The sequence below is a fragment of the Sanguibacter biliveldensis genome, from assembly GCF_033798665.1.
In the GTDB taxonomy this organism is placed as follows: domain Bacteria; phylum Actinomycetota; class Actinomycetes; order Actinomycetales; family Cellulomonadaceae; genus Sanguibacter; species Sanguibacter inulinus.
Genome location: NZ_CP138359.1, coordinates 2,533,624 through 2,546,337 on the forward strand (window position 1 = coordinate 2,533,624; position 12,714 = coordinate 2,546,337).

Here is a 12,714-nt window from a genome sequence, read left to right on the forward strand (position 1 = left end):
CGCGCGACGGAGCGGCGCCTCGCGGATGAAATCACCCGGTGCGGATGTGATGTGCGCCCCTCTGGTCCTTCAGAACCTCACCTGGACGGCCTCACCGTGGGCGGGGAGATCCTCGGCGTTGGCGAAGGCGACGATCTTCGAGGAGATCTGCCCGAGCGCCTGCTCGGTGTACTCGACCACCTGGACGGCCTTGACGAAGCTGTGCACCCCGAGCCCGCTCGCGAAGTGGGCGCACCCACCCGTGGGGAGCACGTGGTTCGAGCCCGCCATGTAGTCGCCGAGGGCGACCGGGGAGTACGCGCCGACGAAGATCGCGCCGGCGTTCGAGATGCGCTCCGCGACAGCAGCCGCGTCGGCCGTCTGGATCTCGAGGTGCTCGGCCCCGTAGGCGTCGACCACCTCGATCCCCTGCTCGACCGAGTCGACGAGGACGATGGCGGACTGCGGACCGGCGAGGGCCTGCAGGACACGGTCGGAGTGCCGGGTGCCCTCGGCACGGTCTTTGAGGCGGGCCTCGACAGCGCCCGCGAGCTCGACCGAGGACGTGACGAGGACCGAGGCGGCAGCGGGGTCGTGCTCAGCCTGGCTGATGAGGTCGGCCGCGACGTGGTCCGGGTGCGCCGTGCTGTCGGCGAGGATCGCGATCTCGGTCGTGCCGGCCTCGGCGTCGATCCCGACGACCCCGCGGACGAGCCGCTTGGCGGCCGCGACGTAGACGTTGCCGGGCCCGGTGACCACGTTAACGGGCTCGCAGAGGGTCGCGCCGTCCTGCTCCTCGGTGCCACGCGCACCGTAGGCGAACATCGCGACAGCCTGCGCGCCACCCACGGCGTAGACCTCGTCGACGCCGAGCAGCGCGCAGGCCGCGAGGATCGTGGGGTGGGGCAGGCCGTCGTTCTCGCGCTGGGGCGGGCTCGCGACGGCGAGCGAGGGGACACCGGCCTCCTGCGCGGCCACGACGTTCATGATGACCGACGACGGGTACACGGCGAGCCCGCCGGGGACGTAGAGTCCCACGCGGCCCACGGGCACCCAGCGCTGGCGGACCTGCGCGCCGGGCGCGAGGTCGACGACGAAGCCCTGAGGGCGCTGCGCACGGTGGACTGCGCGGACGCGCGAGATCGTCTCCTCCATGGCCTCGCGGACCAGCGGGTCGAGCCCGGCGAGCGCGCTCTCGAAGGCTGCGGCCGGGACACGCAGGTGGTGCGGGCGCACGCCGTCGAAGCGCTCGGCGAGGTCGCGGAGCTCGTCGGCGCCGCGGCTGCGCACAGCAGCGATGATCGGGGCCACACGCTCTGCGGCGTCTTCGACCCGGACCTCGGCACGGGGCAGGGCCTCGACGAGCTCACGGGCGGAGAGGGAACGACCACGCAGGTCGAGTCTGTTGATCACCCGACCATCCTAGGCTGGTCTGCTGGACGCTGACAGTCGCGCACCCCGGCTGTGGTGCACCGCCCGGCCTGGTCGCGAGAAGATGGACCCATGGACCACGTAGAGATCAGCGACGACGTCATCCGCCTCGGGCAGTTCCTCAAGCTGGCGAACCTCGCCGAGTCGGGCGCGCAGGCGCGCGAGCTCGTCGCCGACGGAGAGGTCTCGGTCAACGGCGAGGTCGACACCCGCCGAGGACGCCAGCTGCACAAGGGCGACGTCGTGGTCGTCGACTCCCCCACAGGCCGCGCGAGCGCGACCGTCGCCTGAGGCGACCGGGTGCTGGGGTGCGCCTGAGGCGAACCGTCGCTCGGGCCGCACCCAGGCTCTGGTGCGCTCAGCGCGCCATGTAGCTCGAGCTCATGACCCGGTCCGGCGTGATGACGACGACCACGCGGGCCGGGTTCTCGCGCGGGACCTTGTAGCGGCGTGCGTAGCGCTGCTCGGCCTCGAGGACCTCGTCGGGCTCGGTGAGCACGGAGGCTGGTCCCTCGAGGGTGATCCACCGGCCGCCCTCGACCTGGCAGACCACGGCGCGTGACGGTCGGCCGTCGGCGTCGGGCCGCCCGGCGTTCTTCGCCTTGACGGTCGTCCCGCTCGTGATGATCCGGACCACGCCGGCATCGGGGTCCCAGGTGAAGCCCACAGGCACGACGTGGGGCGAGCCGTCGGCCCGCAGGGTGGTCAGGGTGGCGAGGTGCCGCTCGGTCACGAACACGTGCTGCTCAGGAGTCAGGTGGATCACCTGGCGAGTCTAGGCACGCCCGGGGGCCCAGCGCCCGGTCGGCGACCGACGTCACACCGACCTCACACCGCAGCGCCGACGTCGTCGCCGACTCCTGGCCTCGCGGCCGCCCTCTCTCGCTCAGGGCGGCCGCCTCCACCTACACCGTGAGGCAGGCCGGCCCGAGCAGCGCCTTGAGCTCACCCGACAGCGCCGAGGACTTCGCGACCCTGTACTGGTCGTGCGCCTGGACCACGGTCGTCTTGCCGGGCTCGGTCACGTGGATCCGCACCTGGGCGTCACCCGGGTGCGTCTTGAGGGCGTCGCGCAGCTTGACCACGATCTGCTCGAGGCAGCGGTTGCGCGGGATCGTGATGATCAGCGGAGAGTCCGACCCCGTCGAGATGTCCGGCAGGGAGACCTCCATGGCCTGGAGCTGCATCGTGTCGTCCCGGCGGCGCACCCGGCCGCGGAGCACCACGACCTGGTCCTCGGCGAGGATCGTCGAGTAGGCCATGTAGGTCTCGCCGAAGAACATCACCTCGACACCACCGTCGAGGTCTTCGATCGTCACGGCGGCCCACGGGTTGCCCTGCTTGGACATCTTGCGCTGGAGCGAGGTGATGAGCCCGGCGATGACGACGGTCGACCCGTCGGGGCGGTCCTCGTCGGTCAGCAGCTTGGCGATCGACACCTCGGCCGCCTGCTGGAGCACGTGCTCGAGCCCGGAGAGCGGGTGGTCCGAGACGTAGAGACCGAGCATCTCGCGCTCGAAGGCGAGCAGCTGCTTCTTCTCCCAGTCGGGCAGATCAGGGATGTCGACGCTGAACGACATCCCGTCGTCGCCCTCGTCACCGAAGCCTGCGAAGAGGTCGAACTGCCCCTCGGCCTCCTTGCGCTTGACCCCGATCACCGAGTCGACGGCCTGCTCGTGGACCACCTGGAGCGCCCGGCGGGGGTGGTTGAGGGAGTCGAAGGCCCCGGCCTTGATGAGCGACTCGATGGTCCGCTTGTTGCAGACGACGGCGGGCACCTTGTCGAGGAAGTCGGTGAAGGAGGTGAAGGCCTCCTTCTGCTCCCGGGTGGCCACGATCGCGTCGACGACGTTCGCGCCGACGTTGCGCACGGCGGTCAGGCCGAAGCGGATGTCCTTGCCGACGGCTGTGAAGTTGGCGGACGAGGAGTTGACGTCCGGCGGCAGCACGGTGATCCCCATGCGACGGCACTCGTTGAGGTACAGCGCCGACTTGTCCTTGTCGTCGCGGACGCTGGTCAGCAGGGCGGCCATGTACTCGGTCGGGTAGTTGGCCTTGAGATAGGCCGTCCAGTACGAGACGACGCCGTAGGCGGCCGAGTGGGCCTTGTTGAAGGCGTAGTCGGAGAACGGCAGCAGGATGTCCCACAGCGCCTTGACCGCGGCCATCGAGTAGCCGCGCTCGATCATGCCGCCCGAGAATCCCTCGAACTGCTTGTCCAGCTCGGACTTCTTCTTCTTGCCCATCGCACGACGCAGGATGTCTGCCTGGCCGAGCGAGAAGCCTGCGACGATCTGCGCGATCGACATGACCTGCTCCTGGTACACGATGAGCCCGTGCGTGGTCCCGAGGACCTCGGCGAGCGGCTCTTCGAGCTCAGGGTGGATCGGCACGACCTCTTGCAGGCCGTTCTTGCGCAGGGCGTAGTTGGTGTGCGAGTTCGCACCCATCGGACCCGGGCGGTAGAGCGCACCGACGGCCGAGATGTCCTCGAAGTTGTCGGGACGCATGAGCTTGAGCAGCGTGCGCATGCCGCCGCCGTCGAGCTGGAACACCCCGAGCGTGTCACCGCGGGACAGCAGCGCGTAGGTGTTCGGGTCGTCGAGGGTCAGCGCCTCGAGGTCGACAGGGTCTTTCCCGTTCATCACGATGTTCTCGAGCGCGTCGTCGAGGATCGTGAGGTTGCGCAGACCCAGGAAGTCCATCTTGATGAGCCCGAGCTCTTCGCACTTCGGGTAGTCGAACTGCGTGATCACGGCGCCGTCCTGCAGGCGCCGCATGATCGGGATGATGTCGATGAGCGGCTCGCTCGACATGATGACACCGGCTGCGTGGACGCCCCACTGGCGCTTCAGTCCCTCGATGCCCTTGGCCAGCTCGACCACGCGCTGTGCCTCGGGATCGGCGGCGTGCACCTGGCGGAACTCTTCGGCCTCGTTGTACCGCTTGTCGGCCGGGTCGAAGATCCCGGTGAGGCTGATGTCCTTGCCCATGATCGCCGGCGGCATCGCCTTGGTGAGCTTGTCGCCCATGGCGTAGGGCAGACCGAGCAGACGGCTCGAGTCCTTGAGCGCCTGCTTGGCCTTGATGGTGCCGTAGGTGACGATCTGCGCGACGCGGTCCTCGCCGTACTTCTCCGTGACGTACCGGATGACCTCACCGCGACGACGCTCGTCGAAGTCGACGTCGAAGTCAGGCATGGACACACGGTCCGGGTTGAGGAAGCGCTCGAAGATCAGCCCGTGCACGAGCGGGTCGAGGTCGGTGATGCGCATGGCGTACGCGACCATCGAACCCGCGCCCGAACCACGACCGGGCCCGACACGGATGTTGTTGTTCTTGGACCAGTTGATGAAGTCGGCGACCACGAGGAAGTACCCCGGGAAGCCCATCTGGGTGATGACCTTGGTCTCGAAGTCAGCACGCTCGCGGACCTCGGTCGGGATGCCGTCCGGGTAGCGGTACTGCAGCCCGGTCTCGACCTCCTTGATGAACCACGAGGTCTCGTCCTCGCCCTCGGGGGCGGGGAAGTTCGGCATGTAGTTCGCCGCGGTGTTGAAGGAGACCTCGCACTGCTCGGCGATGACGAGGGTGTTGTCGCAGGCCTCGGGCAGCTCTTTCCAGAGTCTGCGCATCTCGGCAGCCGACTTGACGTAGTAGCCGTCGCCGTCGAACTTGAAGCGGTCCGGGTCTGTCAGGGTCGAGCCCGAGTTGATGGCGAGCAGCGCCTCCTGGGAGCCGCTGTCCTCCTGGCGGACGTAGTGCAGGTCGTTGGTCGCGACGATCGGCGCACCGATGTCCTTGGCGAGGCGCAGCAGGTCCTTGAACACACGGGTCTCGATGTCGAGCCCGTGGTCCATCAGCTCGACGTAGAAGTACTCCTTGCCGAAGATGTCCTGGAGCTCGCCTGCGGCCTTGACGGCCTCGTCGTAGTGCCCCAGGCGCAGACGGGTCTGGACCTCGCCCGAGGGGCAGCCCGTCGACGCGATCATCCCGGCGCTGTAGCGCTCGAGGAGGTCGCGGTCCATGCGGGGCCACTTGCCCATCTGACCCTCGAGCGAGGCGAGGGAGCTCGCCCTGAAGAGGTTGTGCATGCCCTCGTTGTTGCGGGCCCACATCGTCAGGTGGGTGTACGCACCGCGAGCCGACACGTCGTCGCTCGCCTGGCTCGCGTCGCCCCACCGCACACGGGTGTTGTCGAAGCGCGACGTCCCGGGAGTCACGTAGGCCTCGACGCCGATGATGGGCTTCACGCCGGCGTCGGTCGCCTGCTTCCAGAAGTCGTAGGCCCCGAAGAGGTATCCGTGGTCTGTCGTCGCGATCGCGCTCTGCCCGACCCGCTTGGTCTCCTCGAAGAGGTCTCCGAGACGGGCTGCCCCGTCGAGCATCGAGTACTCGGTGTGCACGTGGAGGTGGACGAAGTCCTCAGAACGAGGGGGCGCAGACGACATGCGACGAGTCTAGATCGCCTCGGCGGACGACTCGCCGGAGGCCGGTGTGGGACTTCTCCCACGTCCGGGGCTGGACAGGATCAGGCCGTGCCGTCGACGGTCTTGACGGCGTCCCGGTGCCAGATGTTCTCGTCGAGATAGCGGTGCGAGTCGTCGACGACGTAGCCCTGCCGCTGGTAGAAGCCGATGGCCTGCTCCTGCGCGCTGAGCTCGACCCGCACCTGCGAACCCCGAGGGGTCCGCTCGGCCGCGAGGGTCTCGAGGGCACGCATGAGCACAGCACCGACCCCCGAGGAGCGCCACGGTGCACGCACCGCGAGACGTCCGATGTGGAGGGCGTCAGGGTGCTCGGCGTCGGTCAGGAGCCGACCCGTGCCCACGGGCTCGGGCGGCTCGACGCTCGTGTCCACGACGATCACGTGCTGGGTGGTCGGCGCACGGTCGGCCGCGTCGAGCTCGGAGTCGGCTGACACGCCCTGCTCCTCCACGAAGACCTCGAAGCGGATCGAGAAGGCGGCCTGGAGCTGCTCCTCGGACGACACCGTGAGCACCCGCAGCGCGCTGCGGTCTCGCGTCGCTCCGCCGCCCGCGGTCTGCCCGGCTGCGGCCTGCCCGTCAGGGGTCTGGGCGCCGGAGGTCTGGACGTCAGGGGTCCGGCCGCCAGGGGTCTGGGCGTCGGTCACCGGTACGCCCCGCGGACGACCTCGAGGGCTGCGGCCAGGTCGTCCGGGTACTCGCTGACGACCTCGACCCACTCCCCCGTCGACGGGTGCTCGAAGCCCAGCCGCTTCGCGTGCAGCCACTGGCGTGTCAACGAGACCTTCTCCGCGAGGCGCGGGTCGGCGCCGTAGGTGAGGTCACCGACGCAGGGGTGGCGCAGCGCTGAGAAGTGCACCCGGATCTGGTGGGTGCGGCCGGTCTCGAGGTGCACCTCGACGAGGGACGCGGCCGAGAGCATCTCGAGCACCTCGTAGTGGGTCACCGAGGGCTTGCCGTCGGCGACGACCGCGAACTTGTAGTCATGGTTCGGGTGGCGCCCGATCGGGGCGTCGATGGTCCCCGTGGTCGGCTCGGGGTGTCCCTGGACCAGCGCGTGGTAGACCTTCTCGACGGTGCGCTCCTTGAAGGCGCGCTTCATCACCGAGTACGCGTGCTCGCTCTTCGCCACGACCATGAGACCCGAGGTCCCCACGTCGAGGCGGTGGACGATGCCCTGGCGCTCCGCGGCACCTGAGGTGGCGATCGTGTATCCGGCGGCGATCAGCGCACCCACGACCGTGGGCCCGGTCCAGCCGACCGACGGGTGCGCGGCGACACCGACGGGCTTGTCGATGACCACCACGTCGTCGTCGTCGTACATGATCTTCATGCCCGGCACGGGCTCCGCGACGACCACGGGACCGGCCTGTGCCGGCGTGTCCGGGAGGTCGACCTCGATCCACGCGTCCGGGGTGAGCCTGTCGGACTTGCCGACCTGACGACCGTCGACGCGGACGCCGCCGTCTGCGGCGATCTGAGCGGCGACGGTCCTCGAGAGGCCGAGCATCCGCGCGAGGGCGGCGTCGACCCGCTCGCCGACCAGACCGTCCGGGACGGGCAGGGTGCGCGTGGTCATCGCTCGTCCCCCGGCTCTGTCGAGGTGACCGGCGTGGCCGTCTTCTCGGCAACCACGTCCTCGTCCCCGCGCCGTCCGTCCGGGCCGATGCCGCGCAGCGCCAGGTACCCGATGAGGACGGCTGCGACGACGATCGCGATGTCTGCCACGTTCCCGATGAAGGGCCCGTAGTCGATGAAGTCGACGACGTGCCCCGTGAGGAACCCGGGCTCGCGGAACAACCGGTCCCCGAGGTTGCCGAGGGCGCCTCCCAGGACCAGCCCGAGCGCGAGGGCCCAGGCTGTCGAGCGGATCTTGCGGGCCGTGACGATCACGAACACGACCACGCCTGCGGAGAGCAGGCTGAGGATCCACGTCTGACCGCTCGCGATCGAGAGCGCTGCGCCGGGGTTGTAGATCAACCTCAGCTGGATCAGCTCGCCGATGAGCGGCTTCGGCATGGCGCCGACCTCGAGGGCCGACTGCGCCCACATCTTGGTGAGCTGGTCGACGAGCAGCACGACCGCCGCGAGACCGAGGATCCCTGCGAGGACCCTGCCTGTCCGGTGGGTCGCGGGCGCTGGTGCGGCCTCAGCCGCACCCCCCGACGAGATGCTGTCGTCTGGTCCGGTGTTGTCGTCCTGATCGATCACCCGTGAAGTCTCCCACGGGCACAGACCGTGCGAGGAGCCGTCCCGCTCAACGGCGCTCTTCGCGCTGCTTGCAGGTGACGCAGAGGGTGGCGCGGGGGAAGGCCTGCAGACGCGCCTTGCCGATCGCCTCGCCGCACGACTCGCAGGCACCGTAGGTCCCCGCGCCGATACGGGCGAGCGCACGGGCGTTCTGCGCGAGCAGGTCGCGGGTGTTGTTGACGAGGGTGAGCTCCTGCTCACGCTCGAGGGCCGACGAGCCAGAGTCGGCCTGGTCGTCCCCGGCGCCGTCGCCGGAGTTGCGCAGCAGCTCGGAGAGCTCCTGGTCCGCTGCCGTGAGCTCGGCGCTCAGGCGCACGTTCTCGGCGATGAGGTCGTCAGCGAGGGTCTCGACCTCGGCGCCGGTCCAAGGCTCCTCACCCTCGCGGACAGGGAAGGACTTGACGTCCTCGGAGAGGGTCGGGAACTGGTCCTTGGCGGGGGCGTTGCTGATTGCGTCTCGGATCGACATCACGGCCTCTTTCGTAGAAGTGAGCCGAGGTTAATCGGCACAGCCGGTGCACGCAATCCACCACGCCGCATTGCGCGGAGAGGTGAATCGCGGGCACCGGCTGGTGGCCGTGCGGTCGTGCAGGCGCAGAGCGCAGGGGCGTCAGATGCCCTGCTTGTCCTGACCAGAGGGGCCGCCGCTCGGGAGCGCGCTGCCACGGTTGTCGAGGTCGCCGAGCAGGTTCTGCAGGTAGCTCTTGAGACGGGTGCGGTAGTCGCGCTCGAAGATCCGCAGCTCGTCGATCTTGCGCTCGAGGAGCGAACGCTCCTGCTCGAGCTGGGACAGCGTGCGAGAGGAGGTCTCCTCGGCCTCGCGGACGATGCGGTTGCCCTCGCTCTTCGCCTCGGCGATGAGTCGGTCACCCTCCTCCTGGCCGGCACGGACGTGGTCGTCGTGCAGCTTCTGGGCCATCTGGATGATCCCGGTGGCCATCTCGGGCTCGCGGGGCGCCAGGGCCGGGGCGGCGACAGGAGCGGGCTCGGCCGCAGGTGCCGGCTTGGGCTCCTCGGGAACCTTCTCGACCGAGACCGGGCGGGGCTCGGAGGCCTGCTGCGCGTTGGCGCGGCTGAGCTCCGCGACGCGCCGCTCGGACGCCTCGAGCTTCGCCTTGAGGTCGTCGTTCTCTGCGTACAGCTCGCGGAGCGTCGTGAGGACCTCGTCGAGGAAGTCGTCGACCTCGACGACGTCGTACCCCTCTCGGAACTTCGTCGCCGGGAACTTCTTCGTCAGGACGTCATCTGCAGTGAGCAGTGCCACCATCGTCATCACCTCTAGTACTCGCGCTGGTCTTTTCGGTCAATCCACCGACCGCCACAGGTCACGCTAGCGGACGATTGCTCGTGCGCGCGCCCTGCGACCCTCTCCGGTGGGGTGGAGCAGTTACGAAGTCGTCGTCCTCCTCGGGGCAGATCCCCTCATCTCGCCCCCAGGACGAGCAAGAGCTGCAAGAGGAAGGAGACCCCGAAGAAGAGGATCAGCATGCCGACGTCGAGCCGGATCTGGCCGATCGTGAGCGGCGGGATGTACCGTCGCAAGAAGCGCAGGGGCGGGTCGGTGAGGCTGAACACCACCTCCGCCAGGACCAGCACGACCCCTCGGGGGCGCCAGTCACGGGAGAACACCTGCACCCACGAGAAGATGACCCGTCCGAAGAGGGTCAGCAGGTACAGGAAGCACACGAGCGCCAGCAGGTTGAAGATCACGTGCTAGCTCTGGTTGTAGAAGGCTGGGCCGGAGGTCTTCTCCTGCGCCTGCTCCTGGCCTGCCGACACCTCGACGTGCTCGGGCGAGAGCAGGAAGACCTTGCTGGTCACCCGCTCGATCGCGCCGCGCAGCCCGAAGATCAGACCCGCCGAGAAGTCCACGAGGCGCTTGGCGTCCGCGTCGTCCATGTCGGAGAGGTTGATGATCACCGGGGTGCCGGAGCGGAAGGCCTCGCCGATCACGCGCGCGTCGTTGTAGGAGCGGGGGTGCACCGTCGTGATGCGACGGAGCTCGGACGAGGCGACGGCCTGCACGTGGCTCTCCCGTCGTGCGACGGAACGGTTGATCGGGGTCACCTGGGCCTCGTACTCCTCAGCCACGTCCGCACCTACCTCGTCGTAGTCGTCGTACTCGTCGTAGTGCTCCTGCTCGACCTCGCCTCGATCGTCTGCGAGGCCTAGGTACAGCATCGTCTTGCGCAGCGCTCCAGCCATCGCCATCTCTCCGTTCCGCGTCAGTCCGATCAGCCCTTCTCCGGGACTCCCGGATGCTGACGGTGGAATCACGCTATCCCAGCGCTCGGGAGCCGCGTCCGCGACACGCCCGACGACAGAGCACATTCAGGTCTGTGACCTGCGGGCTCCGACGACACCCGCGAAGCGGCCTGTGGCCAGGCCGTCTGCGCTCGCCCGGCGGTGCGAGAAGAACGCGTCGTCCGTGCGGGTGCAGCGGTCCACGTGCACCACCTGCGTGACACCGGCGTCGGCGAGCTGGGCCAGGACCCCGCGCGGCAGGTCGAGGCCCGGGGTGCCCCAGCCCGTGGTCGCCCACGTGGCGGGCACCGCCGCCGCGACGCGCTCCCGCAGGTCGGCAGGCACCTCGTAGCAACGGCCGCACACCGACGGACCGACCGCCGCACGGATCGAGGCGATGTCAGCCCCGGTGGCGACCATCGCCCGGACAGCCTCACCGAGCACGCCGAGCTCGACGCCCGGCCGGCCCGCGTGGACTGCCGCCACGACGCCCGACGAGGGGTCCGCCAGCAGGACGGGCACGCAGTCGGCGACGTAGACGCCGACAGGGGCGTCGACGACCCTCGACACGAGGGCGTCAGCCTCGGTCGACGCGTCGAGGGCCGGAGCAGATGGCACACCTGGTCCGTCGCTCGCGGGCAGCACGGCGACAGACCGCCCGTGGACCTGCGAGACGAAGGTCACGCGGGCTCCAGCGGCCTGGTCGACCCGCTCCCTGTTGCGGCTCACGTGCGCAGGGTCGTCGCCCACAGCCGTGCCGACGTTGAGGGACGCCCAGGGTGCTCTCGACACTCCCCCGGCCCGTGTGGTGAAGAACGCACGGATCCCGGGCCCGAGGTCGACCTCGAGCACCGGGATCTGTGGTGCGTGCTGCATGGGGTGCGGTGTGCTACTTGAGGAAGTCCGGCACGTCGAGGTCGTCGACGCGGCGACGCGGCGGCTCCTCCTCGAAGATCCGGGGGACCTCGAGCTGACCGGTGCGCTGCACGGCGTCAGGGTCGGTCGACATGTAGGCCGGGACCGGTCCTGTCGCCCCGGGCTCGGGCTGCCAGGCCGGTGCCGCAGCGGCGGGGCGCTGCTGCTGCGAGGGGTCCACGGGCGCAGCGTCCGAGGAGTCGAAGCCGGAGTCGAGCGGTACCACGGGGCGGGCGAGCGCGTGCACACCTGTCGTCGTGGGCACGGGCTCGGCAGCCGCGGGCGCTGCCTGCGACGGAGCGTGCTGCTGGGCAGCAGGCTGGCCCTGAGACTGACGCACGTCCTTGCGGGCGTGCGGCGAGCCGCCGTCGAAGCCTGCGGCGATCACCGTGACGCGGACCTCGTCACCGAGGGCGTCGTCGATGACCGTACCGAAGATGATGTTCGCCTCGGGGTGCGCGGCCTCGTGCACCAGGCGGGCGGCCTCGTTGATCTCGAAGAGGCCGAGGTCGGAACCACCCTGGATGCTCAGCAGCACGCCGTGCGCACCGTCGATGCTGGCCTCGAGGAGCGGCGAGGAGATCGCGAGCTCCGCAGCCTGGACCGCGCGGTCGTCGCCGCGTGCCGAGCCGATGCCCATGAGGGCGCTGCCAGCGCCCTGCATGACCGACTTCACGTCGGCGAAGTCGAGGTTGATCAGACCCGGCGTCGTGATGAGGTCGGTGATGCCCTGGACACCCGAGAGCAAGACCTGGTCGGCCGAGTGGAAGGCGTCGAGCGCCGACACGTTGCGGTCCGACATGGAGAGCAGGCGGTCGTTCGGGATGACGATGAGCGTGTCGACCTCGGCGCGGAGCGCGTCGATGCCGGACTCCGCCTGGGTCGCGCGGCGGCGTCCCTCGAAGGTGAACGGGCGTGTCACGACACCGACGGTCAGCGCGCCGAGCGAGCGGGCGATCCGGGCGACGACGGGTGCGCCACCGGTCCCGGTGCCACCACCCTCGCCCGCCGTCACGAACACCATGTCGGCGCCGCGCAGGACGTCCTCGATCTCTTCTTCGTGGTCTTCGGCAGCCTTCTTGCCGACCTCGGGGTCGGCTCCGGCGCCGAGCCCACGGGTGAGCTCGCGGCCGACGTCGAGCTTGACGTCCGCGTCGGACATCAGCAGCGCCTGTGCGTCGGTGTTGATGGCGATGAACTCGACACCCTTGAGCCCGACCTCGATCATCCGGTTCACGGCGTTCACTCCGCCGCCGCCGATGCCGACCACCTTGATCACTGCTAGGTAGTTTTGCGGAGTTGTCACGTCCGTGCCTCTCGATCTGTGAACCCTAAACCTTCACCCTCAAGTAGAGGGTTATAGTTATGTCAGGTTGTGCTAGGCGTGACGCTATGCGGGCGGCACGCT

At 69.3% G+C, this 12,714-nt stretch carries 13 protein-coding genes; 1 reads left to right on the plus strand and 12 read right to left on the minus strand.

Annotated elements, in window-relative coordinates; translation table 11 throughout:
- Nucleotides 1-69: 69 nt before the first annotated feature.
- Nucleotides 70-1,392 (minus strand): histidinol dehydrogenase, encoded by a 1,323-nt coding sequence (gene hisD, locus SANBI_RS11085; protein WP_319154992.1) that lies wholly within the window; start codon nt 1,390-1,392, stop codon nt 70-72.
- Nucleotides 1,393-1,482: 90 nt separating this feature from the next.
- Between hisD and SANBI_RS11090 the strand changes: the two genes are divergently transcribed.
- Nucleotides 1,483-1,701, plus strand: a complete 219-nt coding sequence (locus tag SANBI_RS11090) for an RNA-binding S4 domain-containing protein (protein ID WP_056130241.1) — start codon at nt 1,483-1,485, stop codon at nt 1,699-1,701.
- Between the two features lie 67 nt (nt 1,702-1,768).
- Here the strand turns inward: SANBI_RS11090 and SANBI_RS11095 are convergent, their stop codons facing one another.
- The 11 genes from SANBI_RS11095 to ftsZ all read right to left on the minus strand — a co-directional run bounded on the left by SANBI_RS11095 (nt 1,769) and on the right by ftsZ (nt 12,612).
- Nucleotides 1,769-2,176: a PPOX class F420-dependent oxidoreductase gene (locus tag SANBI_RS11095; RefSeq protein ID WP_319154995.1), complete on the minus strand. Its 408-nt coding sequence runs from the start codon at nt 2,174-2,176 to the stop codon at nt 1,769-1,771.
- A 139-nt stretch (nt 2,177-2,315) separates the two neighbouring features.
- Nucleotides 2,316-5,861 carry a DNA polymerase III subunit alpha gene (gene dnaE / locus SANBI_RS11100; RefSeq protein ID WP_056130235.1) on the minus strand — a complete coding sequence of 1,182 codons (3,546 nt, stop codon included), beginning with the start codon at nt 5,859-5,861 and terminating at the stop codon, nt 2,316-2,318.
- 80 nt (nt 5,862-5,941) lie between these two features.
- A complete protein-coding gene (locus SANBI_RS11105) occupies nt 5,942-6,544 on the minus strand; it encodes a GNAT family N-acetyltransferase (RefSeq protein ID WP_319154997.1) in 603 nt (200 codons plus the stop codon).
- The gene (locus SANBI_RS11110; RefSeq protein WP_056130232.1) at nt 6,541-7,476 is read right to left on the minus strand and encodes an RluA family pseudouridine synthase; all 936 of its coding nucleotides are present in this window, start codon (nt 7,474-7,476) and stop codon (nt 6,541-6,543) included. The genes SANBI_RS11105 and SANBI_RS11110 overlap by 4 nt, the downstream gene beginning before the upstream one ends.
- Nucleotides 7,473-8,108, minus strand: coding sequence for a signal peptidase II (locus SANBI_RS11115; RefSeq protein WP_319155000.1), 636 nt, complete (start codon nt 8,106-8,108; stop codon nt 7,473-7,475). The genes SANBI_RS11110 and SANBI_RS11115 overlap by 4 nt, the downstream gene beginning before the upstream one ends.
- Before the next feature lie 46 nt (nt 8,109-8,154).
- Nucleotides 8,155-8,616, minus strand: a complete 462-nt coding sequence (locus tag SANBI_RS11120; protein ID WP_056130226.1) for a TraR/DksA family transcriptional regulator — start codon at nt 8,614-8,616, stop codon at nt 8,155-8,157.
- A 141-nt stretch (nt 8,617-8,757) separates the two neighbouring features.
- Nucleotides 8,758-9,411, minus strand: a complete 654-nt coding sequence (locus SANBI_RS11125) for a DivIVA domain-containing protein (protein ID WP_179913249.1) — start codon at nt 9,409-9,411, stop codon at nt 8,758-8,760.
- Between the two features lie 158 nt (nt 9,412-9,569).
- A complete protein-coding gene (locus SANBI_RS11130) occupies nt 9,570-9,857 on the minus strand; it encodes a YggT family protein (RefSeq protein WP_056130220.1) in 288 nt (95 codons plus the stop codon).
- Between the two features lie 3 nt (nt 9,858-9,860).
- Nucleotides 9,861-10,352, minus strand: a complete 492-nt coding sequence (locus SANBI_RS11135) for a cell division protein SepF (RefSeq protein ID WP_042439101.1) — start codon at nt 10,350-10,352, stop codon at nt 9,861-9,863.
- A gap of 126 nt (nt 10,353-10,478) precedes the next feature.
- A complete protein-coding gene (gene pgeF, locus SANBI_RS11140) occupies nt 10,479-11,267 on the minus strand; it encodes a peptidoglycan editing factor PgeF (RefSeq protein ID WP_319155004.1) in 789 nt (262 codons plus the stop codon).
- Nucleotides 11,268-11,280: 13 nt separating this feature from the next.
- Nucleotides 11,281-12,612: a cell division protein FtsZ gene (ftsZ, locus tag SANBI_RS11145; RefSeq protein ID WP_319155006.1), complete on the minus strand. Its 1,332-nt coding sequence runs from the start codon at nt 12,610-12,612 to the stop codon at nt 11,281-11,283.
- Nucleotides 12,613-12,714: the final 102 nt, after the last annotated feature.

Excerpts from the sequence above, each read along its gene's own strand:
- SANBI_RS11090 (WP_056130241.1), top strand. The coding sequence starts at position 1,483 with ATGGACCACGTAGAGATCAGCGACGACGTCATCCGCCTCGGGCAGTTC.
- dnaE (WP_056130235.1), bottom strand. The coding sequence starts at position 5,861 with ATGTCGTCTGCGCCCCCTCGTTCTGAGGACTTCGTCCACCTCCACGTG.
- SANBI_RS11110 (WP_056130232.1), bottom strand. The coding sequence starts at position 7,476 with ATGACCACGCGCACCCTGCCCGTCCCGGACGGTCTGGTCGGCGAGCGG.
- SANBI_RS11120 (WP_056130226.1), bottom strand. The coding sequence starts at position 8,616 with ATGTCGATCCGAGACGCAATCAGCAACGCCCCCGCCAAGGACCAGTTC.
- SANBI_RS11135 (WP_042439101.1), bottom strand. The coding sequence starts at position 10,352 with ATGGCTGGAGCGCTGCGCAAGACGATGCTGTACCTAGGCCTCGCAGAC.
- pgeF (WP_319155004.1), bottom strand. The coding sequence starts at position 11,267 with ATGCAGCACGCACCACAGATCCCGGTGCTCGAGGTCGACCTCGGGCCC.